The sequence below is a fragment of the Crenobacter sp. CS_VA4 genome (assembly GCF_055597485.1).
The window spans coordinates 96335-122761 of the sequence record NZ_JBVMAE010000012.1; the positions used below are offsets into that span (position 1 = coordinate 96335).

Genomic DNA, 26427 nt, shown 5'->3' on the forward strand with positions numbered 1-26427 from the left:
TCTCGTTGTCTTACAGAGTGCGGCCGACTGCCTCGGCCAGCGGGGCGAGCTCGCGCATCAGCGTGGCGAGCTCGTCAGGGTTCAGCGCCTGGTCGGCGTCGCACCAGGCTTCGCCGGGATTCGGGTGCATTTCCACCAACAGGCCGTCGGCACCGGCGGCGATCGCCGCCTTGGCCAGCGCCGGCACCAGCCAGGCCTTGCCACCGGCGTGGCTCGGGTCGACGATCACCGGCAGGTGCGTCTCGCGCTTCAACACAGGGATCGCGGTCACATCGAGCATATTGCGGTAGGCGGTCTCGAAACCGCGCACGCCGCGCTCGCAGAAGATGATGTTGTGGTTGCCCCCGGCGGCGATGTACTCGGCGGCCATCAGCCACTCGTTCACCGTCGCCGACAGGCCGCGCTTCAGGATCACCGGCTTGTTGACCCGGCCGACTTCTTTCAAGAGGTCGAAATTCTGCATATTGCGGGTGCCGATCTGGATCACGTCGACGTCGTACTCGAGGAAGGTGTCCAAGAGGCGCACGTCCATCAGCTCGGTGACGATCGGCAGTCCCTCGGCGCGCGATGCCTGCTGCAGGTAGTCTAGCCCCTCGACGCCGAGGCCCTGGAAGCTGTATGGGCTGCTGCGTGGCTTGAATGCGCCACCGCGCATCAGCCGGCAGCCGGCGGCGCGCACCGCGCGGGCGCTGGCTGCCATCTGCTCCGGCGTTTCCACTGAGCACGGCCCGGCGATCACCTGGATCGCGGGCCCGCCGATCGGCACGCCGCGCACCGTCACCACGGTATTGTCCGGGTGCGCCTCGCGCGACACGATGCGGTATTCCTGCACCACGCGCATCGCCCGCTCCACACCGGGCATCAGTTCGAACATGTCGGCGGTCAGCACCCGCTCGTCGCCGACCGCGCCGATGATGGTGCGTTCGGTGCCGCGCGAGACGTGTTCGGCGAGGCCAGCCGTGCGGATCTTTTCGACCACGGCGGCGATGTCGGCATCGCGGGCGCCGCGTGCCATCACAATAATCATGCTGCGCTTCCTGCTGTTAGAGCGTGTCGTCAGCCGGCTCGGTGAAAGCGGGCTGACGGCATGCGCCAAAATCGACAACAGCCGGCTGCGCGAGGCGGCAGCTGGCCGATTTGGCCGAAACGATTCGGCGGACTGACAGCTTAGCCGAGTGCCGCTTCCAGCACTTCGATGAAGCGAGCGTTCTCTTCCGGCAGACCGATGCTGACGCGCAGGCTGTTGGGCATGTTATAGCTGGCCAGCGGGCGCACGATCACGCCGTTCTTCAGGAAGTGTAGGTTCAGAGCCTTGGCGTCGCCGACGTGGAAGGTAACAAAATTGCCGTAGGACGGGATGTACGGCAGGCCGAGGCGTTCCAGCGCGTCGGTGATCTGCTTCATGCCTGCGCTGTTGACCCGGACCGATTCGGTGAGGAAGTCGTCATCGGCCAGTGCGCCCACCGCTGCCGCCTGCGCCAGGCTGTTGACGTTGAACGGTTGGCGCACGCGGTTCATCAGCTCGGCCACGTTCGGGTGTACCGCGGCGAAACCGACGCGCAAGCCTGCCAGGCCGTAGGCCTTCGAGAAGGTGCGCGAGACCAGCAGGTTCGGGAAGCGCGCCAGCCAGCCCAGGCTGTCCGACGCCAGCTCGCGCGGCAGGAACTCGGTATACGCCTCGTCGAGCACCACCAGCACGTTTTCCGGCACCGCCTCGAGGAACTCGAGCAAGGCGCCCGGCTTGATCAGGGTGCCGGTCGGGTTGTTCGGGTTGGCGATGAACACGATGCGGGTGTCCGGTCGGATCGCCGCCAGCATCGCGTCGAGATCGTGGCCATAGTCGCGTGCCTTCACTTCGATCGGCTCGGCGCCGATCGCCTGTACCGCCAGCGGATAGACGGCGAAGGCGTACTGCGAGAACACCGCGCTGGTGCCCGGCGAGAGGAAGGTGTGAGCGGCCAGTTCCAGGACGTCATTCGAGCCGTTGCCGAGCACCAGTTGGTTCTGCGCGACGCCGAATTTGGCGCTGATCGCCGATTTGAGGTCAAACGCGTTGCCGTCCGGGTAGCGGGCCAGCTCGTCGACCGCGGCTTCCAGCGCAGCGCGTGCCTTCGGCGGCAGGCCGAGCGGGTTCTCGTTGGAGGCGAGCTTGACGATGCTCTCTTCGGCGAGGCCGAATTCACGGGCCAGTTCGGCGACCGGCTTGCCCGGGATGTACGGGGCGATGGCGCGGATGTAGTCGGGGGCGATGCGGCTCAGGGGCATGGTTTCCTCTATTTCTCGGTTGGCGCGGCGACCCGGTCTATGCCGGGTCTTGGGCTGCCGGTGGCTTTGCGAACGTGTCGGCTCAGGTGTCGGAACGTTCCAGCCACTTGCTGGCATGGATCGGGCGATAGTCTTCCAGTGCGGACAGCAGCGTGGCGGCGTCGTCGCCGGCCACCAGCAGCGAGCAGTTCTTCTCGTGCATGAAGCCGGCCGCCGCGGTACTGTCGAGCATCGTCAACAGCGGCTGGTAGAAGCCGGCGGTATTGAGCACGCCGACCGGCTTTTCATGCATGCCCAGTTGAGCCCACGACAGCACCTCGAACATTTCCTCGTAGGTGCCGAGGCCGCCCGGCAGGCAGGCGAACGCGTCGGACAACCGCTCCATCTTGGCCTTGCGCTCGTGCATGCTGCCGACCACCACCAGCTCGGTCAGCCCCGGGTGCGCCAACTCCTTGTCCTTTAGGAAGGTCGGGATCACGCCGATGACGCGGCCGCCGGCTTCCAGCGTCGCGTCGGCCACCGCACCCATCAGGCCGACCTTGCCGCCGCCGTACACCAGGATACGACCGGTTTCGGCCAGCAGTCGGCCGAACGCCCGTGCGCCGGCTTCGAACTCGGCGCTCGCGCCGTAGTTGGAGCCGCAAAACACACAGACCGATTTCAGTTCACGCATTGCTTGTTCTTTCCAAACTTGTTGAGCCGATCACAAAAGCAGAGAAACGGGCTTGGCTAGGCGCGCAGCCACCGACCGGGGCTGCACAACGCCAAGGGCCTGTTGTGACGGCTGTTACAGCACGGCTACCGGGTAGGAGCCGAGAATCTTCAGGTAGGCAGTCTTGTCGGCCAGCCCCTGCAGCGCCGCCGCGATGTTCGCGTCGGTGCGATGCCCCTCCATGTCGATGAAGAACACGTAGTCGCCCAAGCCGACGCGCGACGGGCGCGATTCGAACTTGGTCATCGACACGCCGTTGTCGGCCAGTGGCGCCAGCAGCGAATGCACTGCGCCCGGGCGGTTCGGCGCCGAGACCACGATCGAGGTCTTGTCGTTGCCGCTCGGGGTGACGTCCTGATGGCCGAGCACCAGGAAACGGGTGGTGTTATTCGGCTCGTCCTCGATGTTTTCGGCCAACTTGGTTAGGCCGAAACGCTCGGCCGCCGACTGGCCGGCGATCGCCGCGGCCGCCGGGTCTAGGCTGGCCAGACGCGCCGCCTCAGCGTTGCTGGCGACCGAAATCCGTTCGACGTCGGCCGGCAGGTTCTTGTTCAGCCACTCGTGGCACTGCGACAGCGACTGCGCGTGCGAGTAGACGCGGCGGATGCCGTCGGTGCTGGCGACCGAGCGCAACAGGTGGTGATGGATGCGTAGCACCACCTCGCCGCAGACCTTCAAGGGGCTGGCGATCATCAGGTCGAGGGTGCGGCCGACCGCGCCCTCGGTGGAGTTCTCCACCGGCGCGACCACGTAATCGAGCGCGCGCGATTCGACCAGCCGGAACGCCTCGTCGATCGACGAGCAGGCGACGCCGTGCGCGGCGTGACCGAAGTGCTTGGTCGCCGCGAGCTGGCTGAAGGTGCCTTCCGGCCCGAGGTAGGCGATCGACAGCGGCTTTTCCAGCGCCAGGCACTCGGACATGATCTCGCGGAACAGTCGAGCCACCGATTCGCCGGCGAGCGGCCCCGGGTTGAGCGACTTGATGCGGGCGAGTACCTGCGCTTCGCGCTCCGGGCGGTAGACGACGCCGCTGCCCTTGATCTCGCCGATCTGGCGGGCGTGCTCGGCGCGTTCGTTGAGCAATTTGAGGATGGTCGCGTCGATGTGGTCGATCGCGTCGCGGTGTTGTTTGAGCAGTTGTTCTGACACGTTAGCAGTCTTTCAAGATCACGAGCTGGCCTTTTCCGATCGCATAAGTTTCGGCGAGATAGCCCGGCGTCGCAAGCACCTCGGCAACGAAAGGCCGGCACTCGTCCGGGTGCGACAGGGCATTGTCCATCACCAGCAGTGCGCCGGGCGCGAGAATACGCTGCAGATGGGGCCAGTAGGTGGGGTAAAGGGTACGTTCGGCGTCGAGGAAAACCAGGTCGGCACCGTAGAGCGGCGCTTCGGTCAGCCAGGGCAAGGCGTCGCGGCAGATCAGCTCGACCTCGCCGGCCAGGCCGAAGCGCGCCAGGTTGGCCGCCGCCTGCCGCTGCTTCTCGGCCAGGATGTCGAGCGACTGCACCCGGCCCTGGTTGGTGCAGGCGGCCAGCGCCAGCCACAGGGTAGAAAAACCATTCGAGGTGCCGATCTCGACGATGCTCTGGGCGCCGCGGGTGCGCGCCAACTGGTAGAGGAAGCGGCCGGTGTCCGGGGTGATGTTGAGCCGGCGTTCGCGACGTTCTCGGGTAGTGGCGTCGTGGCGTTCGCCCTCTTCCCACAGGGCATCGAGTTGTAGCAGCAGTTCCGGGTTCAGCATTCGGGCATCTCCATGGTGCTAAGCAAAACGCCCCGTGACACAGCACGGGGCGAGAACGGCGGCGTCCGGTCAAACCGGCTGCCTCTCAGCTGTGCTGGCGGGCGAATTCCTGCATGAAGTGCACGAGTGCCTTCACGCCCTCGATCGGCATCGCGTTGTAGATCGACGCACGCATGCCGCCGAGTGCGCGATGGCCTTTCAGCTGCACCAGGCCGTTCTTCTTCGCCTCGGACAGGAAGGTCTCGTCGAGCGCCTCGTCCTTCAGTCGGAACACCACGTTCATCTTCGAGCGGAACGCCGGGTCGACTGGGCAGGAGTAGAAGCCGTTGCTCGAGTCGATGGCGTGGTAGAGCAGGCCGGCCTTCTCTTCGTTGCGCGACGCCATCGCGTTGACGCCACCCTGCTCCCTCAGCCACTTGAACACCAGGCCGGCGATATAGATCGGATAGGTCCCCGGGGTGTTGTACATCGAGTCGGCGTCGGCGTGCACCTGGTAGTTGAGCATGGTCGGCGTGTCCGGCTGGACATGGCCGAGCAGGTCTTCGCGCACGATCACCACGGTCAGCCCGGCCGGGCCGATGTTCTTCTGCGCGCCGGCGTAGATCAGGCCGAACTGGGACACGTCGATCTCGCGCGACAGGAAGTCGCTCGACATGTCACAGACCAGCGGCACGCCGGGCAGGCTGTCAGGGATGAACGGGAACTGCAGGCCGCCGATGGTCTCGTTCGAGGTGTAGTGCAGGTAGGCGGCGTCCGGGTCGCGCTGCCAGCTGTCTTCGGCCGGTATGTAGGCGTACTGGCGGTCTTCGCTGCTGGCGACGACGTTCACCTTGCTGTAGCGGCGCGCTTCCTTGATCGCCAGCTTCGACCAGTGGCCGGTGTCGACGATGTCGATGCTCTTCTTGTCGCCCAGCAGGTTGAGCGGCAACATTGCAAACTGCAGGCTGGCGCCGCCCTGCAGGAACAGCACCTTGTAGTTGTTCGGAATATGCAGCAGCGTGCGCAGATCCTGCTCGGCTTCGTGCACGATTTGCATGAATTCCTTGCCGCGATGGCTCATCTCCATCACGCACATGCCGGAGCCGTGCCAGTCGAGCAGTTCGCTCTGGGCTTCGGCCAAGACGGCGTGCGGCAATACGGCGGGACCTGCGGAAAAGTTGTAAACCTTGGCCATGACCATCCCTCTGTCTCTTTTAGATTCTTGCAGAATCCTTGTCGGGCGCGGTGCTCTTCGAGGCACTGGCACCCTGTTGGCGGCTCAGGCCGCCGGGCCGCTCAGCAGGAAGTGGGCGCGCGCCACCGCCACCGGTTTGGCGCGGTCTTCCTGCCAGGCTTCAATCAGTACGTGCGCGACGCGCTTGCCCTGCTTGGTGATCTCGCATCGGGCGAACAGCGTCTTCGCCTTGCCCGAGCGCAGGTAGTCTAGCGAGAAGTCGACGATCTTCGGCGCCTCCTGCGACTCGCGGTTCCACATCAGGTGGATCAGCGCGGCGTTTTCCAGGAAGCCGCCGATCAGGCCGCCGTGCAGTGCCGGCAGCACGGTGTTGCCGACGTTGCGTTCAAAGAACGGCAGCCAGAACACCAGGTCACCCTGCTCGTCTTCGCCGAATTCCACCCCCATCAGCCGTGCGTATGGGATCGTGGCGATTAGCTCCCCGTACCTTTTTTCGTCACGGATTCTGGCAAAACGTTCCATGAATTCGCTCATGGCTGCCCCTCCTGCGGAATCATCGGCAAGGGGCTCGATTCGCGCATGAACGTGGCGACGCCATGCGCGATCGGATCGTCCGGGTGGTCGTGGAAGCACACCGCGCGGGTGAACGCGACCTGGCTCGCCAGCCGGTAGCATTCGGCTCGGCAGAAGATCGCACGGCCCGGCGTGGCGGCCTTCAGGTAGTCGATGCGCAGGTCGAGCGTGGCGATCGTCTCGAATTCTGGCAGGCAGGCGGTCACCGAGATAGCGCTGGTGGTGTCCACCAGCGAGGTGATCACCCCGCCGTGGATCACCCCGGTGCTCGGGTTGCCGACCAGATCGTCGCGCCATTCGACCTTTAGCGTCGGCAGGCGCCCTTCGCTGCCGACGTACTCGAAGCCAAGTGTCACGCAATGCGGCAGGCCGACGAACACCTCGCGTAGCGCCTCGAACACCGCCGGGTTGGCCGGCGCCAGGCTCAGGCTCATGCTTCGTCGCCCGCGACGGCGTCACCGCCCTCGCCTTCCGCTTCGCCGCCCTCGGTCAGTTCGACCTCGTCGTCGCTCTCGGCTTCGGCGACCTTCTCGAGGCCGATCAGCTTTTCGCCCTCGTCGAGGTTGATCAGGCGCACGCCCTGCGCGGCCCGGCCGGTTTCGCGCACTTCGGCGACCTTGGTGCGGATCAGTACGCCGCCGGTGGTGATCAGCATCACGTCGTCGGTTTCCTCGACCAGCGTCGCCGCCACCAGGCAGCCGTTACGCTCGCCGGTATCGATCGCGATCACGCCCTGGGTGCCACGGCTGGTCAGGCGATAGTCGCCGGCCGGGGTGCGCTTGCCGTAGCCGTTTTCGGTGGCGGTCAGTACCTGCTGCGCCTCGTCGTTGGTGACGAGCAGCGAGATCACCTGCTGGCCTTCGGCCAACATCATGCCGCGCACGCCGGCGGCGGTACGGCCCATCGGGCGCACGGCGGTTTCGACGAAACGCACCGACTTGCCGGCGTCGGAGAACAGCATCACCTGGTCGGCGCCTTCGGTCAGCGCCACGCCGATCAGCTTGTCGTCCTCATCGAGGTTGATCGCGATGATGCCGGCGGTGCGCGGCCGCGAGAAGTCGGTCAGCGGGGTCTTCTTCACCGTGCCGTTGCCGGTGCACATGAAGATGTACTGGTCTTCACGGAATTCCTTCACCGGCAGCACCGCGTTGATCTTCTCGCCGTCCTGCAGCGGCAGCACGTTGACGATCGGCTTGCCGCGGCTGGTACGGCCACCCTGCGGCAGGTCGTAGACCTTGATCCAGTAACAGCGGCCGCGCGACGAGAAGCACAGCAGATAGTTGTGCGTGTTGGCGACGAACAGCGTCTCGACGAAGTCGTCGTCCTTGGTGGCGGCGGCGAGCTTGCCGCGCCCGCCGCGGCGCTGCGACTGGTAGTCGCCGACCGGCTGCGCCTTGATGTAACCGCTGTGCGACATGGTCACGACCATGTCCTGCGGGGTAATCAGGTCTTCGATATTGATGTCGCCGCCGAACGGCTCGATCTCCGAACGACGGGCGTCGCCGAACTGGTTCTTGATCGCGTTCAGTTCGTCGGAAATGATCTGGTTGACGCGCTCCGGCCGGTCGAGAATGTCGATCAGGTCGAGGATCACGTCCATGATCTCGCGGTATTCGCCGACGATCTTGTCCTGCTCGAGGCCGGTCAGGCGTTGCAGACGCAGGTCGAGGATCGCCTGGGCCTGCGTCTCGGACAGCCGATAGCCGTTGGCCTTCAGGCCGAACGCTTCGGCCAGGCCGTCCGGGCGGGCCTTGCTCGGGTCGACGCGCGACAGCATCTCTTCAACCAGCGCCGAACGCCATTCGCGATCCATCAGGCCGACCTTCGCCTCGGCCGGGTTGGCCGACGCCTTGATCAGCGCGATGATCTCGTCGACGTTCGACAGCGCCACCGCCAGGCCTTCGAGCACATGGCCGCGTTCGCGCGCCTTCTTCAGTTCGAACAGCGTGCGGCGCGTCACCACTTCGCGGCGGTGGCGCAGGAATTCCTGCAGGATCTGCTTGATGTTCAACAGGCGCGGCTGGCCGTCGACCAATGCCACCATATTGATGCCGAAACTGTCCTGCAGCTGGGTCAGCTTGTACAGGTGGTTGAGCACAATTTCCGGCATCTCGCCGCGCTTGAGCTCGATTACCACGCGCATGCCGGACTTGTCCGACTCGTCGCGCAGGTCGGAAATGCCCTCGATCTGCTTGTCGCGCACCAGCTCGCCGATGCGTTCCAAGAGGCGCGACTTGTTCACCTGATACGGGATCTCGTCGACGATGATCGCTTCGCGGTCGCCCTTGCCGATCGGCTCGGTGTGGGTGCGGGCGCGCATAATCACGCGGCCGCGGCCGGTGCGGTAGCCCTCTTTCACCCCGGCGGTGCCGTAGATGATGCCGGCGGTAGGGAAGTCCGGCGCCGGGATGATGTCGATCAGCTCGTCGATGGTCATTTCGCTGTTGGCGAGCAGCGCCAGACAGCCGTCGATGACTTCGTTGAGGTTGTGCGGCGGGATATTGGTCGCCATGCCGACGGCGATGCCGGAGCTGCCGTTGATCAGCAGGTTCGGGATCTTGGCCGGCATGATCAGCGGTTCGTGCTCCGAGCCGTCGTAGTTCGGGCCGAAGTCGACGGTTTCCTTGTCGATGTCGGCGAGCAGTTCGTGTGCGATACGCGCCATGCGGATTTCGGTGTATCGCATCGCGGCGGCGTTGTCGCCGTCGATCGAACCGAAGTTGCCCTGGCCGTCGACCAGCGGGTAGCGCAGCGAAAAGTCCTGAGCCAGGCGCACGATGGTGTCGTATACCGCGGTGTCGCCGTGCGGGTGGTACTTACCGATCACGTCGCCAACGATACGGGCCGATTTCTTGTAGGCGCGGTTCCAGTCGTTGGACAGTTCGTGCATCGCGAACAGTACCCGACGGTGGACCGGTTTGAGGCCATCGCGCACATCCGGAAGTGCCCGTCCGACGATCACGCTCATTGCGTAATCGAGGTAGGAGCGGCGCATTTCCTCTTCCAGACTAATCGGAATCGTTTCTTTGGCGAAAAACTGATCTGTCATGAGTTGTCTTGGCTGCTTTCAATGGCAAATACCGTGGATTCTACCACGACAGCCACCCCGAGCGCAGGGCGATGAGTGTGGTGTGCACGGGCCATTCGGCGCTTGTCGTTCGCATAAAAGAAACGGGGTCGGCGTTGGCCGACCCCGTGCAGCAGCATGACGTTGCGCCGGTCAGCGCGACGCCACTTGGTAACGTTTTTCCAGATGACCGATACCCTAGGCCATCAGCAGCGTCATCGCCAGGTACAGGAAGGAAATCGTCAGGTACGGCTCCCAGTAGCGCGAATACACGCCGGCCACGGTGCGCGCGGCAAACGTCATCTCGGCCAGGCCGGACAGGAAGGCGCCGTAGTCCTGGCGCAGCTCGATCGCCAGTGGATCGCTGATCAACAGGCCGTCATTCGAATGGATCAATGTCGGCATCAGTGCGAAGTGCACCAGCAGGATTTGAACGAAAGAGGGGGCCGCGGAAAAAGGTGACGTAAGCGGTCGACGGCCAACGCACCAGGAGCTTGAGCAGGTGCTTGCTCCAGCCGTGCTTGGCCTGCGCCAGTCGCGCCATGCCCATCAAAGAGACCGATCAGCGTGCCAAGCACCACGGCGATCACGGTAATCAGCAGAGTCATCTTCAGCCCGGAGACGGACAGCGGAAGATACTCGATGATCATGCCGAAACGGAAATCCATGGCCTTAACCCCAAAGCAAACGGCCCGGTTCGGGAACCGGGCCGGTCACGCTTACTTGCTGCCGAAGTGTTTCTTGTAGATTGTGTCGTAGGTACCGCCAGACTTGATTGCCTTGATGCCCTTGTTGATCTTGTCGAGCACCTCATGGTTGCCCTTCTTTACGGCAAAGCCGTAGAACTCGGGGTTGAAGCTCTTCTGGTCTTTCGCGGTGGCGAGCGAGGTGGTGTTGTTCTTCACGTAGTTCTGCACCACACCGTTGTCGCCGACCGTGGCGTCGACAACGCCGTTTTCGAGTTCCTTGAGTGCCAGTGGCATGCTCTCGAAGCGCTTGATGTTCGGGTTGGTCTTGCCGAGCAGTTTCTGTACCACCTCGTCACCGGTCGTGCCGATCTGTACCGCCACTTTCTTGTCCTTACAGGTCCTGGAAGGTCTTGATGCCGGTGTTGCTCTTGCCGACGGCGATCAGCTGGCGTGCTTTGAAGTACGGCTCGAAGAAGTCCATGCTCTGCTTGCGTTCGTCGGTGATGGTGACCGACGAGGCGACGATGTCCCGGTCACCTTGCTGCAGGGTGGCAAAAATGCCCTCCCACGGGGTGTTGACGAACTTGACCTTGAAGCCGCCCTTGTCCGCTACCGCGTTGAGGATGTCGACGGTGAAACCGATCACCTCGCTCTTGTCGTTCTGGAGTTCGAACGGTGCGTAGGCGGCGTCGGTGCCGACCACATATTCCTTCACGCCACCGGCGCCGGCCGGAGCACCGCCACCGGCCGGCGCCGGTGCTTCATGCTTCTTGCCGCAACCGGCCAATGCCACGGCAGTCAGCAGCAGCCCGACAAGCAGGGTACGTCTGGATGGCGTCATCATGGCCGGTTTCTCCTTAACATTCTGTTGGTTGCTTGTTTTTCTATCGACAGCGTGGACCCTGAAGGTAATATATCCAGCGCATTCGCGACTTAACAAATGGATAGGATATCCATTATTTTTTTGACATATTTCGAGCCGGTTTTTTGCTTATGTATTTCAAACTATTAACGGCGCTGACGCTCGGCTTCGCACTGGTGCTGCCAGCGCACGCCGACCCGGAAGATGCCCCGCTGCCGGGCGATTTCCAGCCGAGCCGTCCGGTCAAGCAGCGACCCGCTGCCCTGGCTCCCGCCGTCCAGAGTTACACGCTAAGCCAGGCGCCGAGCCAGACCAGCACCCCGAGCCGCAGCCGCCATGCGGCGGCGAAATCGTCGACCCGGCCGGCGAAGCACGCCAAGGCCGCTACACGCCACGGCAAGTCGGCTGCCAAGACCCGTCATCCGGCCAAGGCCAGCCGCCATGCCGCCAAGGTGAGTGTGCCGAAACACCTCGCCAAGAAATCGACAGCGAAGAAGGTGCACGGCAAAGCCGGTACCAAGGCGACGACCCGGCCGGCCAAGCACGCCAAGGCGGCCAAGCCGGTCGCAAAAAAGGCCAAGCACCAGGCCAAGACCAAGAAGCCGGCCAGCAAAGCCCACCACGGCAAGCCGGTGAAGCACACCAAGAAGCACAAGAAGCACTGAGCCCGCAGGCCGGCCACCGCAAAGGTTGGCCGAACTCGCTCTGCACGGCGCCACGCAGCCCGATCGGCTAGCCTGGCGCCGTTTTTCATGGGCGCATTTGAACGGGGTTGGTTTTGGTTCTTAATTATGCTTTTGTTCTTAGTATCGCCAAGCCGCATGCAATCCGGTAAAAAGGTCGGAGCGCGGGCCCGCTTGGGAGATGCCATGGTGGCGTGACAAGTGCAGTCAGCCGGACAAACTGGAGCAATGGACAAACGGATCTACCTGTTGGCGTTCGTCAACTTCGTGATGGGGTGTGTCGAGGTCGTCCCGGCCGGCATCCTCGAGCCGATTTCCCGCGACCTGAATGTCTCGATCAGCGCCGCCGGGCAGATGCTCGGCATCTTTTCCCTGGTGTTCGCCGTCTCGGCGCCGGTGTTGCAGGCGGTCACCGCGCGCTTCGAGCGCAAGAAGGTGTTCCTGAGCGCACTGGCGATCTTTTCCCTGTCCTGTCTCTGGTCGGCGCTGGCGCCGGACTACCTGTCGAGCATGGTGGCGCGAGGAGTGCAGGCGGCCAGCGGCGGGCTGATGTCGGCGATCGCCTTCGCGTTGGCGGCACAGTTGGCCGAACCGGCGTTTCGTGGCCGGGCCATCGCGATCTGTGCGATGGGAGTCAGTTGCGCGGTGGTGGTCGGGATTCCGCTCGGCATCATGGTGACCGCCGGTTTTGGCTGGCGCGCCAACTACCTGTTGGAGATGGGCTTGACGGTGGTCTGTGCATTCGGCGTGATCGCCTGGCTGCCGCATCTGCCTGGCCGTGGTGCGGTGCCGCTGCGCCAGCAGCTGCGTACGCTGCGCGACGCCAAGCTGCTGAGCGCTCACGCGGTCACCATGCTCTTGATGTGGGGACACTTCACGATGTACGCCTTCCTCGCGCCGTTCCTGGAGCAAGTGGCCGGAATCGGCCCGCAGCAGGCGAGCGTGATCTACCTGTTATTCGGCGCTGCCGGCATGTCCGGCGGCTGGCTCGGCGGCTACAGCAGCGACCGCTGGGGCGGTGGGCAAAGCGCGCTGGTGGCCGGTTCGCTGCTGGCTGCCTCGTTATTCCTGCTGCCGTTGTCGACCGGCTCGCTGTGGCTGCTGGTGCCGGTGATACTGCTGTGGGGCATGACGTCGTGGGGGGGTACGCCGTCGGTGCAACACTACATCACGGTCAGCTCGCCTGAGACCGCCGGCATCCAGCTGGGCCTGAACCTGACCGCGATCCACCTGGGGCTGGCGATGGGCTCGGCCATCGGTGGGCTGGCGGTGGGGCGGCTGCCGCTCGGCTACAACGCCTGGATTGGCGCAGGCGTGGTGGTGCTGGCCGTGCCGACCATCCACTATTCGATCCGCCTGCCCGGCAGGAGCCGGCTGGCCACGGCCTGAGTACGACCATGCGCAAACTGCCACCGCTCACCGCGCTGAAAGCCTTCGAGGCCGCCGCCCGCCATGGCCACTTCGGCCGGGCGGCCGAGGAGCTGTGCGTCACGCACAGCGCGATCAGCCACCAGGTGCGCAGTCTGGAGGAGTCGTTGGGCGTCGCGCTGTTCGAGAAGCGCGGCCGCTTCAGCCAGCTGACCCCGGCCGGCACCCGGCTGCTCGGGGCGGTGCAGCAGGCGCTCGATATCGTCGCCGACGCCTGTCTCGATGCGGTACAGCCGGGGATGAGCGGGGTGCTGGCGGTATCGGCGCCGCCGGAGCTGGCGCACCGGTTATTGACCCGGCTGGTCTGCGAGTTTGCCGAGCGCTTTCCGGAGGTGACGGTGCAGTTGCTGCTGCATGACAGCGACGCGCGCGAGGTTAATCCGGCGGCCGACATCACCCTGCTCTACCAGCTCGACGCCACCGACTGGTCGCGCTACCGGGTGGCGCCGTTTCGGGCGATCGAATTCTTCCCGGTCTGCCACCCCGGCCTGCTGCAGGGCGAGCACGCGCTGCGCCAGCCCCGCGACCTGCTGCAGCACCGCCTGCTGCACGACGACCTGGACGGCAAGACCTGGGCGAGCTGGCTCGGCGCGCACGCGCCGCGTTTGCCTAAGCCGGTGCGCAATCTGCACTTTGCCCACTCCGGGCTGACCATCGAGGCGGCGCTGCATCAGGGCGGTGTGGCGCTAGGCGATGTGCTGATCGCCGGCGATGAGCTGCGCAGCGGTCGGTTGGTGCGGCCATTTCGCGGCGCGGTGCCCTCGCCCGGCAACTATTGCCTGGTAGCCGAGCGACGCAAGGCCGACGACCCTCGCCTGGAGGCCTTCCTCGGCTTTGCCGCGCTGGTGCCGCTATTGTGTGAAATAAATTCACCGATTGCGGAAATTTGATCGTTAGTCGAGCAGAAAATCTCACCCTAGCATCCAGTCATGCCGGCCCGATTCCCGGGCCGCCCCACCCGACTGGAGTACCCGATGGCCGCAACGCTGACCACCCTTCCCCGCCACGACGGCTTTCGCCTGCCTGGCGAATTCGAAACCAAGGCCGGCTGCTGGCTCGGCTGGCCGGAGCGCGCCGACGTCTGGCGCAACGGCGCCAAACCGGCGCAGCAAGTCTGGGTCGACATCGTCAGTGCCATTGCCGACAGCGAGCCGGTCACCGTCTGTGCCTCGGCCAGCCAGTACCAGAACGCCCGCGCCCGCCTGCCCGCCCACGTCCGCGTGCTGGAAATGACGCTGAACGACAGCTGGTTTCGCGACACCGGGCCGGCCTGGCTGCTCAACGACACCAGCGGCGAGGTGCGCGGCGTGCAGTTCCGCTTCAACGCCTACGGCGGCTTCGACGGCGGCATCTACTTCCCGTGGGACAAGGATGAGCAGATCGCGCAGAAAATCCTCGAGGCCGAGCGCACCGCGCGCTACCGCTGTCCGCTGATCGCCGAGATGGGCGGCATCCAGAGCGACGGCCAGGGTACCTTGCTGACCACCGAGCAGTGCCTGCTCAATCCCAACCGCAACGGCCACCTCGGTAAGGAGCACGTCACCCAAATGCTGTGCGACTACCTGGGCGCCGAGCAGGTGATCTGGCTGCCGCGCGGCTGCAAGTTCGACGAGACCGATGGCCATATCGACGATCTTGCCTGCTTCGTGCGCCCCGGCGAGGTGGTGATGCAGTGGAGCGACGACCCGGCCGACCCGCAGCGCGAGATCTACCAGGAGGCCTACGCGATCCTGTCCTCCACCCTCGACGCGCAGGGCCGCAAGCTGAAGATCCACAAGATGCACGCGCCGGCCCCGCTTGTCTGGCGCGCCGACGAGGCCGCCGGGCTAGACCACGGCGACGCGGCGCTGCCACGGGTGGCCGGCACGCAGATCTGCGCCTCGTACATCAACTACTACGTCGGCAATAGCGTGGTGGTGATGCCGGAATTCGGCGACCCGAACGACCAGCCGGCGCAGCAATTGCTGGCCGACTTGTTCCCGCAGCACCGCGTCATCGGCATTCCCAATACGCGCGAGATCCTGCTCGGCGGCGGCAACATCGCCTGCATCACCTCGCCACAGTACGCGGCCCAGTGCCGTTGAACCGAGTATGCCGTTGAGCCGAGTTCGGCCAAGCCACGACTGACCTCCTCCATGCAAAGGAGCAACAGATGAACATCCGTTTCCTAGCCGTCGCCCTGGGCCTTGCCGGCCTGTGCAGCCAGGCGCTTGCCGCGAGCAACGTACTCAACGTCTACAACTGGTCCGACTACATCGGCGACCAGACCGTCCAACAGTTCGAGAAAGAGACCGGCATCAAGGTCAAGTACGACGTATACGACAGCAACGACACGCTGCAGGCCAAGATGCTCACCGGCAAGGCCGGCTACGACGTGGTGGTGCCGTCGTCCAACTTCATGGCTCGCCAGATCGACGCCGGCATCTACCAGAAGCTCGACAAGAGCAAGCTGCCCAACCTTGCCAACCTCGACCCCGCCCTGATGAAGCTGGTGGCCGGCGCCGACCCGGGCAACAAGTACGGCGTGCCGTGGGCATGGGTGATCAACGGGCTGGGCGTCAACGTCACCAAGGTGAAGGCCGCGCTCGGCAACGACGCGCCGCTCGACAATTGGGACCTGTTGTTCGACACCAAGAACCTCGCCAAACTCAAGGGCTGTGGCGTGTCGGTGCTGGACGAGCCGTCCGACGTGCTGCCGATCGTGCTGCACTACCTGCACAAAGACCCGAACAGCAAGAACCCGGCCGATTACCAGGCGGCGTTCGAGCTGCTGAAGAAAATCCGCCCCTACGTCACCCAGTTCAACTCGTCCGGCTATATCAATGACCTGGCCAACGGCGACATCTGCTTCGCGGTCGGCTACTCCGGCGACGTCAATATCGCCCGCCACCGTGCCGCCGAGGCGCACAGGAACTACAAGATCAGCTTCGTGATCCCGAAGAGCGGCGCGCCGATCGGCTTCGACATGATGGTGATTCCGAAGGACGCGCCCAACCCGGACGCGGCGCTGCGCTGGATCAACTACATCGAGGGCCCGCAGGTGAACGCCGAGATCACCAACAAGGTGTACTACCCGACCGCCAACGTGCCGGCCAAGCAATACGTGAAACCCGAGTTCGTCAGCGACCCGACCATCTACCCGCCCGAGGCGGTGATGAAGACGCTGTTCCTGCTGCAGCCGCTGCCGTTCGAGATCAAGCGGCTGGAAAATCGGCTGTGGACCCAGTTGAAGACTGACCGCTGAGTCGGCCGCCCACGCGGGGGCGCAGCGTCGGGAATCGACCCGGCATGATGATCCCCAAGACGGCCTGATGCGCCCCAAGGTGGCCGCCGTCGTCACCAACGCGGTGACCTCGGCGATGCCTAGTCTGGCGGTCGAGGCACCAGCCCGACGCTACGCTGAAAGCAAGTTTTTTGCAGCAAGCCACTTCGCCCGATATCCAGCGGCTGCAGACCCGGCTCTGACAAAAGATCAGAGCTCGGGGGAAAGTCGGCCCTCTCCATGGCCGGGTGTGCCGCCCGGCCAGCCACCATTTCCCTCTGCGCCGCCCTGCCCGCTGACCCGTTTTGTCCGTCACTTTACCCATCTAGAACGACCGTTTGTCGCACGACTTTCCGACCCGATCCGCCGCAATGCCTTGTGCTGACTAAATCTGCCCGCTTTCGTCCATTTTCACGATTGGAACGGGCGTTTTATTTTTCTGGATTTTGGATAAGCATGATTCATATTTCTGAAAGAAGAACGAATAGAAGTCGCGGACGGGGGCAAGATGCTTTTACATCAAAATAAAACGACACGGAATGACCGTGTTGCTTTCCTCATTGAATCGGCATGCCATGCGGCGCTCAAGGGCGCCAGCAAGCTTGTCCTTTTCTTCCCCTATTCGGCCATGTCGGTCCGCCGGGTCGCTGTGCGGCTTGGGGCCGGCGCCTTTCGGCCAACGTTTCCACCGATCCGGATCACCATCAATGCCTGCCCAGCTGGCGATTGGTGTCAGGCCCGCCGCAGCCCAGTCTGACGGTCGAGGCCGGCCCCCTGAGCGCTCGGCAGTGCTCAGGGTTTACGACTTGTGGTTCATCCAGCACGAGGTAGATCGATATGAAGACTCTGTTCACCACCCGGGGCCCTATTGGGACGTTGTCGGCACTGTGCGCCGCCCTGCTGATCGCCGGCTGTTCGTCGACCGGCAGCGGTAGCGCCGGGCACGCCAGCAACACCAGCCGCGCTGCACCGGCGGCCAGTACTGCCGGCAGCGCGGGCGGTGTGGTCAGTGCCACCGGGCAAACCGTCTCCGACGCCGGCAGCCAGATCGGCAGCGGCCCAACGGTGATCCCCGGCACCTCGGCCGCGCAAAAGGACCTGGGCAATACCGTGTCGGGGGTCGGTGACACGATCAAGACGCTCGGCAACGGCCTGACTAATGGCGTCGGTCAGATGGGCAATACCCAGAACCCGATCGGTACCACCGCCGGCAGCGTCGGCGCCGCCGTGGTGAATGTCGGCAATACGGTCAATAGCGCCGGCCAGTTCGTTACCGACCTGAGCGCGTCGGGCAGCCCGCTGCAGCCGCTCAGCCCGGTGACCGCGCCGCTGGGGGCCGAGGTCAGCAATATCGGCAAGTCGGTAACGGCCGGCGGCACCCTCGCCACGCTCAGCCTGACCAGCGGGCCGGCGGCCGCGGCGACTCAGTCGCTCAGCAGCGCCGTCACCCCGGCGGTCGGCACGCTGGTGCAGACCACACAGAGCGTCGGTGCGGCCACTACGCTCGGCCAACCGGTCGCCGCGGCGCTCGGCACGGTGGGCGGTGCGCTGTCGAGCGCAGGCAGCCAGGTCGGCGGCGCGTCCGGCAACGTGCTCGGCAAGGACGTCGGCAACGTGATCGGTGCGACCGGTGCGCTGGTGGCCAGTACCGGCGGCCTGGTCAACGGCAAAGGCGACAGCGCGCCGGCCAATCCGCTTAGCGTGTTGTCCACTAGTACCGCCGGCGGCCCGCTGGCCCCGCTGACAGGCGCGCTCGGCAACCTGCCGGTGGGCGGCGGTAGTGGCGGCAGCCCGCTCTCCGTGCTCAAGACCGACAAGCAAGGCAGCGGTGATAGCAGCAACCCGCTGGCGCCGGTGACCACGCTGCTCGGCAGTCTGCCGACCGGCGGTGGGCTGCCGGCGCTGGGCAAGTAATCGAGCAAATAACAGTGCCGTGGCGACCGGTTAGTCGGCCGAACGCCGGTTGCCACGGCCGTTAGGCAGTACCGCTCCAAGGGGCACACAACAACAACGAGAAGCGCAACGCTTCGAGAGGAGAAATCGATGGGAAAACCGACAAGAACAAGACGAAGCGGTAGCGAATACAAGGGGAGATTCAGCAAGGTGGCGCGGGCCGGCGGCCTGCTCGTCGGTGCCGGCCTGCTCGCCTCCAGCGCCTACGGCTCGGGCTTTCAGGTCACCGAGAACAGCGCTGCCGGTATCGGCCTATCGCACGCCGACGGCGCCGCCGCCAATGACCCGAGCACCATCGCCAGCAACCCGGCGGGGATGTCCTCGCTGCTCAATACGCAGATTTCCGGCACCTTCGTCGGTATCTACGCCACGACCAAGTACACCGACAGCGGCTCGACCAATATCGTCGGCGGCAAGGTCAACGGCAACGACGGCGGTAACCCGGGGGGCTTCGTCCCGATCGCGGCCAGTTTTGCCACCCATCAGCTGAACGACAAGGTCACCGTCGGCGTCGGGCTGTACGCCCCTTACGGCCTGCCGACCCATTACGACGACAGCTGGGTCGGCCGCTACCAAGCGATCAAGACCGACTTGAAGACCGTCAACCTGAACCCGGCGATCTCGGTGAAGCTGACCGATTCGTTGTCGATCGGCGGCGGGCCGATCGTCAACTACGCCACCGCCAACTTCAGCAGCGCGATCGGGCTGGGGATCGACCCATCGGCGCTGGCCAGCTCGCTGTTGCCGTGTAACCTGGGTTTCGAGTCGATCTGTACCATCGTCAACAACGTGCTGGCGCCGGTCGGCGGCCTGCTGCCGAACACCGACGGCAAGGTGACGGTGAAGATGGACAGCTTCGGCTACGGCTACAACCTGGGTGCGCTGATGAAGTTCGGCGATACGGCACGGCTGGGGGTCGCCTACCACTCCAACATCAAGCAGAACCTCAAGGGCAACGCGCGCGTTCAGTTCGGTGCGCTGGGCCTCGATACCAACCGGGCGGTGTCGGCCGAGCTGAACCTGCCCGAAGTGGCATCGCTCAGCTACTACCAGGACGTGACGCGCAATTTCAGCGTGATGGCCGATGTGTCGTGGACCCGCTGGAGCCGCTTCAACGAGCTGCGCATCAAGTTCGACGACCCGAACCTGAACGACGTGGTGGTGCCGCAGAACTGGCGCAACACCACCCGAGTGGCGCTGGGCGGCGAGTACCGCTACGACGAGACTCAGACCTTCCGCCTCGGCGCCGCGCTCGACCCGTCGCCGGTGACCGATGCCAACCGCAACCCGCGCATCCCCGACGCCGACCGGGTCTGGGCGTCGATCGGCTACGGTTACGCCTACAGCAAGAACACCCAGTTCGACATCGGCCTCGCCCATCTATTCGTCAAGGACGGGGCAATATCGGACAACCGTTCGGCGATCACCGGTGGCACGCTCAACGGCACCTACACCAACAGCAGCGCCAACATCCTCGGTGTGTCGCTGCGGCAAACGCTGTGACGCGACTTCAGCATGCAAAGAGGGCGCTCCATCGGGAGCGCCCAGTTCTGTTTGACGAGCCAGGCTAGCTTGGCCGAAACGGGGGACTTCGTTTCAGCCAAACAGTTACTTGGCCAGCTTCAACGTGCCCTTCATCAGGGTGGCGTGCCCCGGGAACGAGCAGAAGTAGGCGTAGCTCTCGCCGGTCTTCAGCTTGCTGACCGGGAACGTGACCGTGGTGGTCTCGCCGCCGCCGACCACCTTGGTGTGCGCGATAACGCGGCTGTCGCCGGCTTTGATGTAGTCGGCGGCGAGCCCCGCCTTGCTGCCGTCGGCGATCACACCGGCCTCATCGGACGCCTTGGTCAGCACCCAGTTGTGACCCATGATGTTCTTGGCCATCTTGCCGGCGTGCTTCAGTTTCACGGTGAACTGCTTGCAGCTCTTGCTGACGTCGATGTTCTTCAGGTTGAACTGCATGGCGTCGGTGCCTTCGATATCGGCCGAGCACTGGGCGGCGAATGCGGGGGTGGTGGCGGCGGTCAGCAAGGCAATGGCGATCAGTTTACGGTGCATGAGTTGTCTCCAAGGTCAAATTCAGCCGGGCGGACGCCCGGTCTGCCGATGGGTCTAGTTGATCTTGTCCGGTCGCAGTGGGAGCGACCGAGTGCGCATTTCTATGTGCGTCGCTTCAATGATATTGATTCTCATAATTAATGTCACCTCTTGACCGTGTCACAAACCGCGAGGCGCGCTACTCGGTGTCTGTTATAGCGTGCTTCGAAGAAGTAGCGAGGGGCGAGTGGCGTGCCGGACATTCATCATTTTTGACGCTATCCAACGAATTTTTCCAATATGGTAACGCAGGTAATCATTTGTGCTGTGTTCCCTGTCAAACAGCCGCAGAAGCCGGCGGCCGCCTGTCGCGCCGTGGGCTGCTTGATCGTTGATTTGTCGTGATCGGGTGACGCCCCCAAAGGTTGTACATGACGTCGCCGGTCACCAACGGACACCTCGATGGTGTCCGTTTTTTTTCGGCCGACTGGTCGATCGCACGCTCGCCGCTTGAGCGTGTAGTGGCATGTGAATCTTTGCATCCCGCTTTCCTGGTTCGGCTTCAGGTAACGCTCGGGCCCAGTTGGCCGAATGCTCCCCAGCACAGAACCGTCATGGAACATTTAGCTGTTCTAGCTGTCTGGAGAAGGAAGCCTGAACAACGGCCCACCGCCCTTCCTTGTTGATCCAGGTAGTGGGTGGCCGAATGGTGGCTTCCTGGCTTGTAACGTCATTCTGCTTCTTTGAATGTGCGTACAAAATTTTCCAATGTAATAACACACGGTACTACTTATACTGCAAACAGATTTGCAACGAGTAGCAAAGAAAGATTTGGTAATCGTGTGAAAAGTGGCTGTTTTCCTGATTTTTGCAAAGTAATGTTGTTTAGGCGTTATGTAAGTGACTTTGTCAGGCCTCATCAGAAATGATGACAATGCTGATTCGCCGGCCGCTGCCGGATCAGGGGGAAACAAGCATCAATACCACTAGACGCTGGCTACTCTTGAGGAGTTTCATGATGACTAAGCAAGTCCTTCTTGCCCTTCTCGTCGCCGTCAGCTCGACGGCTGCCTTTGCCGAACCAGGCGACGCCAATGGCATCATCCAGCATGAACAGCGGGAAGCGATGAAAGCGGCCCAAGCGGCAAAAGCCAATCAGGGCCAGCCGCAGGGCCAAGCGACCATGCCGCAGGGTCAGGCGCCGCAGCAGTAAACCCGTGTCACCCATCCGGACCGGACAGTCCGAATCGGCCACTAGGCCGGCTCGTGACGCCGGTCCGAATCGTTTCGGCCAACCTCTCGATTTGCAGTTCTGCCGTCACCAGACCATTTCCCGGTGTTCTGTCGCCTGCCCGCGTTTTACCCGAATGTCGATCTAGATAGCCGGATTGCCGCCCTGCCTGTCTGCTAGCGTTAAAGCCGGACGCCACCGCATGTCGTGATGACTCTCCCTGACAAGGACGCAGCTATGAGTGGAACAGAATGGCGTTTGCAGGGCGTCGAGTTTGCCACCTGCAACTGCAACTGGGGTTGTCCGTGCCAGTTCAGCGCATTGCCAAGTCAGGGCAAGTGCGAGGCCGTGGTCTCGATGCGTATCGATAACGGACATTTCAATGACGTCGAACTCGGCGGACTGTGCTGGGTCGGCCTTTTTGCCTGGCCGGGGGCCATCCCGAAGGCAATGGCCGTTGCCAGGTCTTCATCGAGGATAAGGCGAGCCAGCCGCAGCGCGACGCGTTGTTGATCATCCTGTCCGGGCAGGAGTCCGACCCGGGCGCCAACGTCTTCCAGATATTCAGTACGACATTGAGCACCGTCCACGAACCGCAGTTCGTGCCGATCGAGATGAGCATCGACGTCGACGGCCGTCGGGCACAGACGACGATACGCGGGCTGGTCGAGGCGACCGGCGAGCCGATCCGCAACCCGGTCACCGGCGCCGAGCAGCGGGCACGACTGACCTTGCCCGACGGCTTCGAATTCACCGAGGCCGAAATGGCCAGCGGCAGTTACCGCACCGACAGCACGATCCAGATCGCGTCGAGCGGCGGGCATAGCCACTTTGCCCGGCTGGATCTCACCGGCCACGGCGTGGTGCGTTAAGCGTCGCCATCATGATGCCCACTGCGGCCGGACACGACGCTGCTTCTCCCCGCCGCTGGCCGGCGGCGCAATGGGGCGTGCTGCTCTGCCTGAGCGCCGTCGTGGTGCTGGCTTGGCTGGTGTTGTGGCGGATGGCCGCGGCGATGGGCTCCTTCGGCGGCATGGCCGGCATGGTGATGGACAGCGCCATGCCGATGCGTTGGTCGGCCGTCGACTTCGTCCTCACCTTCGCGATGTGGTGCGTGATGATGGCGGGCATGATGCTGTCCAGCGTCACGCCGATGCTGTTGTTATGCCGCACGTTCGGCCAACGTCAGTCGGCACGGCCATTCGCCTACGCGCCGGTGCCCTGCTTTGCCGCGGCGTACCTGTTGGTCTGGGGCGGGTTCAGCCTGCTGGCGACGCTGTTGCAGTGGCAGCTCGACCAGTGGGCGCTGCTATCGCCGGCCATGGCGGTCAGCAGCCGCTTGCTGGCGGGCGGCGTCTTGCTGCTGGCCGGTGTTTATCAATGGCTGCCGATCAAGCAGCGTTGCTTGCGGGAGTGCCAGTCGCCGCTGCCATTCCTGTTCGGTCACTGGCGCCCCGGCAATCTTGGCGCCTGGCGGATGGGGTTGGCGCACGGTCTGGGTTGCTGCTGGGCGCTGATGGGCTTGCTGTTCGCCGTCGGCGTGATGAACCTGCTGTGGGTGGCGGTGCTGAGCGGCTACATCCTGTTGGAAAAGCTGGCGGTGGTCGGGCGCCGAGCCAGTCGGCTGACCGGCCTGCTGCTGGTGGCGTGGGGGATGGTGCTGATGTCGGCGGTTAAGACGGCTTGAGCCAGGCTGCGGGCGCCGATAAAAAAACCACCCCGCGGGAGAAAAGCGGGCCGAGGTGCTCGCTCTGCTGCTGGTGGCGCGGAACGTCCGGCCATGACACCCACGGCACTACACACGCCCAGGTGCAACCGAGAAGGCGCGGCAGATCGATCATCGAAGCACACATACAAGAGCCCCGCATCGCGGGGCTCTTACTACAGCGATTCAGCGGCGCTTACTGCGGCTGAATGTTCGACGCTTGCTTGCCCTTCGGGCCATTCGTTACATCAAAGCTAACTCGCTGACCTTCTTGCAGCGACTTGAAGCCGCCAGCATTGATCGCGGAAAAGTGGGCAAACAAATCTTCGCCGCCTTCATCCGGAGTGATGAAGCCGAAGCCCTTTGCGTCGTTGAACCACTTAACGGTACCAGTTGCCATCTATTCTTTACCTGAAAACATAAAAATGAGCAGTTGCTCATTTTTAATAATACACAAAATTCGTCGGCGCATCGCCTCTTCCAACGCTTTTTGAGCATTCATACTCTCCATGACCAGCAAGCAGCATGGTGATTCGGAGATAAGCCAGCTCGCTAGGGCGCTAAGTGTTCAGTTTTTCCTCTTCGTTTTTTTTGCCACACCCCTTCGACGTAGCTTCCTTTTTCGGGGCTCCACATGGACGACAAGGTCAATGACGGAGGCGCTCGAGCTGCTGTTGCAGCGCTCCGGCTACAGCAGCCTCGACGCTGATCGACATGACCCGTCTCAGCCAAGCCAGTGAGCAGCTGGTCAGCATGCTGCAGATGGCGCGCGACAAGAAAGGCTGCAAGAGCCCAGACGGACTGCCCTCGGTGCGCAGCGTGTTGCGCTTCGTCGAGTATGGGCGTGCCGGCCTGGGCACCGTTTTTCCTGGGGCGCTACCAACGTCCGGAGGAGCCAACCTTCGAACACGCTTACCACCGTGGGTTCGCCCAGAATTGGCGGAAAGCACAACCCTGCGGCGGATGGACGGCTGAAGCGTCTTCAGCTCGCGCTCGCCCATGCGGCCGATCTCGTGCTGACGGTACCGAGCTTCGGCAGAAAGCGACGCTCGGCACGTCGGTGCGGTTTCGACAGCCTTCTGCCGGGCAACATCTACAGCGCCGACGGTCACACCTTCGATGCCGAGATACAGACCCGCAGTACGATCGTCCGTTCCGGCCGAGATCACAACGATAGTCGACATCGCTACCCGCAAGGCGGTGGGCTTGCCGGCCGATCTGGCCGAACCAGGTTGTTCTTCCACCGGGCCGGCTGGCTGTACCACGCGGTGGTGAAGACCGCCGAGTCGGGCAAGGCGCTGTGGAAGCTGGCCGAACAGGCCATGAAGAGCGGACCGGTGCGCCGCAACGCACCGGCGGGGAAATAGCCCCGGGGGGCTCCCGCTAACCCTCACGCGATCCGCCCCGAGGGGCGTCTTCGGCCGGGAAATTATCACTGTGTTTCCGAGGCTTTTCGAGTACACGCGACGTTTGGCTAACATGAAGTGCAAGCCATAGAAAGGGTGCGACATGTTTAAGATCGCCATTGCGGTGAGGGACAGCGATCTGTTTCTGGAAGCCACTGTCGTGCGAAAAGGCCTGGACGTCTATGTCAACCTTCCACGGGAGGGTGTGGGCGATATGGATCACCATAGCAGTTACCACTCCTCTGGCCAGCACTATCAGATAGAGAGACCCTTTTTTTTCCAGGAAAAACTAAAGCCTGACGCCACGTTCAAAGGTGTCGCCAACATAATGACGTTTGGCCTATCCCGTGATGGGCACAAAGCGCTCAACTTCCCATGTAACCCTAACGATTACTCCGAGGTGTTCGAGATACCTGTTACCCAGCTACGGCCGGGGAAATGCTGCACTCACGTCTTCGTCGATCTTGTCGAGCCGGGAGTAGACCCGCTCCTTATCCCTACGGCAATGATCCTGCAGGAGGAAATTTATAGAGATGACGAGCCCTGGATCGTTGTCACCCTCTTCGAGACCGCAGCGTCGTGAAGGAAGTTGGCGCGTGGCGCACTCAACAGACGACCCACTAGACTGGAGGGCAGCGCACAGCGCAGGGAACACCCACGGTGCTCCTGACACAAGCCGGGAGCTGGCGGGAGTGGCGGACTGTTCTAGCCGGTGGTGCAGGTGTTGCCAATACTGGCGCAAAACGGGGTTTCGCGGTGTTATGCGCGAGTGACAAAACCGGCGCGAAATGGTGCGAAATCGCGCGCCGCGTTACAGTGCCTACTATTTTTCGTCTAAAACCCGGAATGCAAAACGGGCCTTGCATCGCTGCAAGGCCCGTCGTATTTGGTGCCGGTGAAAGGAGTCGAACCCTCGACCTTCTGATTACAAGTCAGCTGCTCTACCAACTGAGCTACACCGGCGGAAGGCGCATTATCCATAAACGGGCGGCATTCGACAAGCCTTGCCGGCGCGGCTTTCCGGCGGGAAACGCGGCGGTGTCAAGGTCCGGTGCCGGTCAGCGTAATGCTCTGGCTGGAGAGGTGTGGCTAAGCGGCTGAAATACCAAGGCCTTTCGACCAGACTGGCCGAGTCGAGTCAGCAATTATCGTCGCTGCGTCGGAACAACTGACGCAGCACGCTCAGCGCCTGATGGATCTGTTCCAGCTGCTCGTCGTTACAGCTGCTCAGCGTTTCACCGATCTTGATCAGCGTAACGTCATGCGCATGCCTGACGATGGTCGCGCCCTGCTCGCTCAGTTCCAGCGAGATGCGGCGCCGGTCGTCCGGTGGCACGGTGACCTTGATCAGCCCCTGCTTGACGATGCGGTCGACCATGGTCGACGTGGTGGCGGTGGTGACGCCCAGGTGTTTGGCGATGTCGCCGAGCGAACAGCCCGGATGGCGGCGCAGAAACAGCAGGCAGCGCAGTTGTGGCACGGTAACCCGGGCGTCGGCGTTCTGGCGCATGTGGCTGCGGATGGCGTGCATCAGCTCGGGGACGGTTTCGAGCAGCTGCTGCGCACAAAGATCGGGACTGGTCACGGGTTTCGCTTCTTCACAAAGGTTAACAACGATATAGTTAGGCTTGCTAAGTAA

General features: G+C 63.4%; 28 protein-coding genes, 1 tRNA gene and 1 pseudogene. 13 read left to right on the top strand and 17 right to left on the bottom strand.

The window, feature by feature from the left end; translation table 11 throughout:
* Positions 1 to 10 precede the first annotated feature (10 nt).
* Positions 11 to 1027: a 3-deoxy-7-phosphoheptulonate synthase gene (gene aroF, locus ACZ2IA_RS13175; protein ID WP_470293042.1), complete on the bottom strand. Its 1017-nt coding sequence runs from the start codon at positions 1025 to 1027 to the stop codon at positions 11 to 13.
* Here aroF and ACZ2IA_RS13180 point away from each other — a divergent pair.
* Positions 1026 to 1163, top strand: a complete 138-nt coding sequence (locus tag ACZ2IA_RS13180) for a hypothetical protein (protein ID WP_470293043.1) — start codon at positions 1026 to 1028, stop codon at positions 1161 to 1163. The two genes, aroF and ACZ2IA_RS13180, sit on opposite strands and share 2 nt — an antisense overlap.
* A gap of 4 nt (positions 1164 to 1167) precedes the next feature.
* Here ACZ2IA_RS13180 and hisC read toward each other — a convergent pair whose 3' ends face one another.
* The 12 genes from hisC to ACZ2IA_RS13240 form a co-directional block, all read right to left on the bottom strand.
* Positions 1168 to 2265, bottom strand: a complete 1098-nt coding sequence (hisC, locus tag ACZ2IA_RS13185) for a histidinol-phosphate transaminase (RefSeq protein WP_470293044.1) — start codon at positions 2263 to 2265, stop codon at positions 1168 to 1170.
* 82 nt (positions 2266 to 2347) lie between these two features.
* Complete coding sequence (locus tag ACZ2IA_RS13190) at positions 2348 to 2938, bottom strand: LOG family protein (protein ID WP_470293045.1); 591 nt, start codon at positions 2936 to 2938, stop codon at positions 2348 to 2350.
* A 114-nt stretch (positions 2939 to 3052) separates the two neighbouring features.
* Positions 3053 to 4126, bottom strand: a complete 1074-nt coding sequence (gene pheA, locus ACZ2IA_RS13195; RefSeq protein WP_470293046.1) for a prephenate dehydratase — start codon at positions 4124 to 4126, stop codon at positions 3053 to 3055.
* Position 4127: 1 nt separating this feature from the next.
* On the bottom strand, positions 4128 to 4718 hold the full coding sequence (locus ACZ2IA_RS13200) for an O-methyltransferase (RefSeq protein WP_470293047.1): 591 nt from the start codon (positions 4716 to 4718) through the stop codon (positions 4128 to 4130).
* Between the two features lie 85 nt (positions 4719 to 4803).
* Positions 4804 to 5892 carry a 3-phosphoserine/phosphohydroxythreonine transaminase gene (gene serC, locus ACZ2IA_RS13205; protein ID WP_470293048.1) on the bottom strand — a complete coding sequence of 363 codons (1089 nt, stop codon included), beginning with the start codon at positions 5890 to 5892 and terminating at the stop codon, positions 4804 to 4806.
* A gap of 84 nt (positions 5893 to 5976) precedes the next feature.
* Entirely contained in the window at positions 5977 to 6426 is a 450-nt protein-coding gene (locus ACZ2IA_RS13210) for a PaaI family thioesterase (RefSeq protein WP_470293049.1), read from the bottom strand.
* Positions 6423 to 6899, bottom strand: a complete 477-nt coding sequence (locus tag ACZ2IA_RS13215; RefSeq protein WP_470293050.1) for a PaaI family thioesterase — start codon at positions 6897 to 6899, stop codon at positions 6423 to 6425. Before ACZ2IA_RS13215 ends, ACZ2IA_RS13210 begins: the two co-directional genes overlap by 4 nt.
* On the bottom strand, positions 6896 to 9514 hold the full coding sequence (gene gyrA / locus ACZ2IA_RS13220; protein WP_470293051.1) for a DNA gyrase subunit A: 2619 nt from the start codon (positions 9512 to 9514) through the stop codon (positions 6896 to 6898). Before gyrA ends, ACZ2IA_RS13215 begins: the two co-directional genes overlap by 4 nt.
* A 216-nt stretch (positions 9515 to 9730) precedes the next feature.
* Entirely contained in the window at positions 9731 to 9937 is a 207-nt protein-coding gene (locus tag ACZ2IA_RS13225) for a hypothetical protein (RefSeq protein WP_470293052.1), read from the bottom strand.
* Positions 9937 to 10200: a hypothetical protein gene (locus ACZ2IA_RS13230; protein WP_470293053.1), complete on the bottom strand. Its 264-nt coding sequence runs from the start codon at positions 10198 to 10200 to the stop codon at positions 9937 to 9939. Before ACZ2IA_RS13230 ends, ACZ2IA_RS13225 begins: the two co-directional genes overlap by 1 nt.
* 51 nt (positions 10201 to 10251) lie before the next feature.
* Positions 10252 to 10602, bottom strand: a complete 351-nt coding sequence (locus ACZ2IA_RS13235; protein WP_470293054.1) for a transporter substrate-binding domain-containing protein — start codon at positions 10600 to 10602, stop codon at positions 10252 to 10254.
* Between the two features lie 10 nt (positions 10603 to 10612).
* Positions 10613 to 11065: a transporter substrate-binding domain-containing protein gene (locus ACZ2IA_RS13240; RefSeq protein WP_470293055.1), complete on the bottom strand. Its 453-nt coding sequence runs from the start codon at positions 11063 to 11065 to the stop codon at positions 10613 to 10615.
* A 149-nt stretch (positions 11066 to 11214) separates the two neighbouring features.
* Here ACZ2IA_RS13240 and ACZ2IA_RS13245 point away from each other — a divergent pair, with 149 nt between their 5' ends.
* The 7 genes from ACZ2IA_RS13245 (at position 11215) to ACZ2IA_RS13275 (ending at position 19912) form a co-directional block, all read left to right on the top strand.
* Positions 11215 to 11748, top strand: coding sequence for a hypothetical protein (locus tag ACZ2IA_RS13245; protein ID WP_470293056.1), 534 nt, complete (start codon positions 11215 to 11217; stop codon positions 11746 to 11748).
* A 246-nt stretch (positions 11749 to 11994) separates the two neighbouring features.
* On the top strand, positions 11995 to 13155 hold the full coding sequence (locus ACZ2IA_RS13250; protein WP_470293057.1) for an MFS transporter: 1161 nt from the start codon (positions 11995 to 11997) through the stop codon (positions 13153 to 13155).
* 8 nt (positions 13156 to 13163) lie between these two features.
* Positions 13164 to 14084 carry a LysR substrate-binding domain-containing protein gene (locus tag ACZ2IA_RS13255; RefSeq protein ID WP_470293058.1) on the top strand — a complete coding sequence of 307 codons (921 nt, stop codon included), beginning with the start codon at positions 13164 to 13166 and terminating at the stop codon, positions 14082 to 14084.
* A gap of 84 nt (positions 14085 to 14168) precedes the next feature.
* Positions 14169 to 15278, top strand: a complete 1110-nt coding sequence (aguA, locus tag ACZ2IA_RS13260) for an agmatine deiminase (protein ID WP_470293059.1) — start codon at positions 14169 to 14171, stop codon at positions 15276 to 15278.
* 68 nt (positions 15279 to 15346) lie between these two features.
* Positions 15347 to 16438 carry a polyamine ABC transporter substrate-binding protein gene (locus tag ACZ2IA_RS13265; RefSeq protein ID WP_470293060.1) on the top strand — a complete coding sequence of 364 codons (1092 nt, stop codon included), beginning with the start codon at positions 15347 to 15349 and terminating at the stop codon, positions 16436 to 16438.
* Between the two features lie 855 nt (positions 16439 to 17293).
* On the top strand, positions 17294 to 18370 hold the full coding sequence (locus ACZ2IA_RS13270) for a collagen-like triple helix repeat-containing protein (RefSeq protein ID WP_470293061.1): 1077 nt from the start codon (positions 17294 to 17296) through the stop codon (positions 18368 to 18370).
* 129 nt (positions 18371 to 18499) lie between these two features.
* Entirely contained in the window at positions 18500 to 19912 is a 1413-nt protein-coding gene (locus ACZ2IA_RS13275; RefSeq protein WP_470293062.1) for an OmpP1/FadL family transporter, read from the top strand.
* Between the two features lie 105 nt (positions 19913 to 20017).
* Here ACZ2IA_RS13275 and azu read toward each other — a convergent pair whose 3' ends face one another.
* Positions 20018 to 20467, bottom strand: a complete 450-nt coding sequence (gene azu / locus ACZ2IA_RS13280; RefSeq protein WP_470293063.1) for an azurin — start codon at positions 20465 to 20467, stop codon at positions 20018 to 20020.
* A gap of 997 nt (positions 20468 to 21464) precedes the next feature.
* Here azu and ACZ2IA_RS13285 point away from each other — a divergent pair.
* From ACZ2IA_RS13285 to ACZ2IA_RS13295, 3 genes and pseudogenes are all read left to right on the top strand, one after another.
* Positions 21465 to 21659 (top strand): hypothetical protein, encoded by a 195-nt coding sequence (locus tag ACZ2IA_RS13285; protein ID WP_470293064.1) that lies wholly within the window; start codon positions 21465 to 21467, stop codon positions 21657 to 21659.
* 255 nt (positions 21660 to 21914) lie between these two features.
* Positions 21915 to 22549 (top strand): annotated as a pseudogene (locus ACZ2IA_RS13290) (DUF1326 domain-containing protein).
* An 11-nt stretch (positions 22550 to 22560) separates the two neighbouring features.
* On the top strand, positions 22561 to 23364 hold the full coding sequence (locus tag ACZ2IA_RS13295; RefSeq protein WP_470293065.1) for a DUF2182 domain-containing protein: 804 nt from the start codon (positions 22561 to 22563) through the stop codon (positions 23362 to 23364).
* Between the two features lie 214 nt (positions 23365 to 23578).
* Here the strand turns inward: ACZ2IA_RS13295 and ACZ2IA_RS13300 are convergent, their stop codons facing one another.
* Complete coding sequence (locus tag ACZ2IA_RS13300) at positions 23579 to 23782, bottom strand: cold-shock protein (RefSeq protein ID WP_470293066.1); 204 nt, start codon at positions 23780 to 23782, stop codon at positions 23579 to 23581.
* 520 nt (positions 23783 to 24302) lie between these two features.
* Here ACZ2IA_RS13300 and ACZ2IA_RS13305 point away from each other — a divergent pair.
* Positions 24303 to 24749, top strand: coding sequence for a hypothetical protein (locus ACZ2IA_RS13305; RefSeq protein ID WP_470293067.1), 447 nt, complete (start codon positions 24303 to 24305; stop codon positions 24747 to 24749).
* A 142-nt stretch (positions 24750 to 24891) separates the two neighbouring features.
* Positions 24892 to 25371, top strand: a complete 480-nt coding sequence (locus ACZ2IA_RS13310) for a hypothetical protein (RefSeq protein ID WP_470293068.1) — start codon at positions 24892 to 24894, stop codon at positions 25369 to 25371.
* A 304-nt stretch (positions 25372 to 25675) separates the two neighbouring features.
* Here the strand turns inward: ACZ2IA_RS13310 and ACZ2IA_RS13315 are convergent.
* Positions 25676 to 25751, bottom strand: a tRNA-Thr gene (locus tag ACZ2IA_RS13315).
* Positions 25752 to 25926: 175 nt separating this feature from the next.
* Complete coding sequence (locus ACZ2IA_RS13320) at positions 25927 to 26373, bottom strand: MarR family winged helix-turn-helix transcriptional regulator (RefSeq protein WP_470293069.1); 447 nt, start codon at positions 26371 to 26373, stop codon at positions 25927 to 25929.
* Positions 26374 to 26427 lie beyond the last annotated feature (54 nt).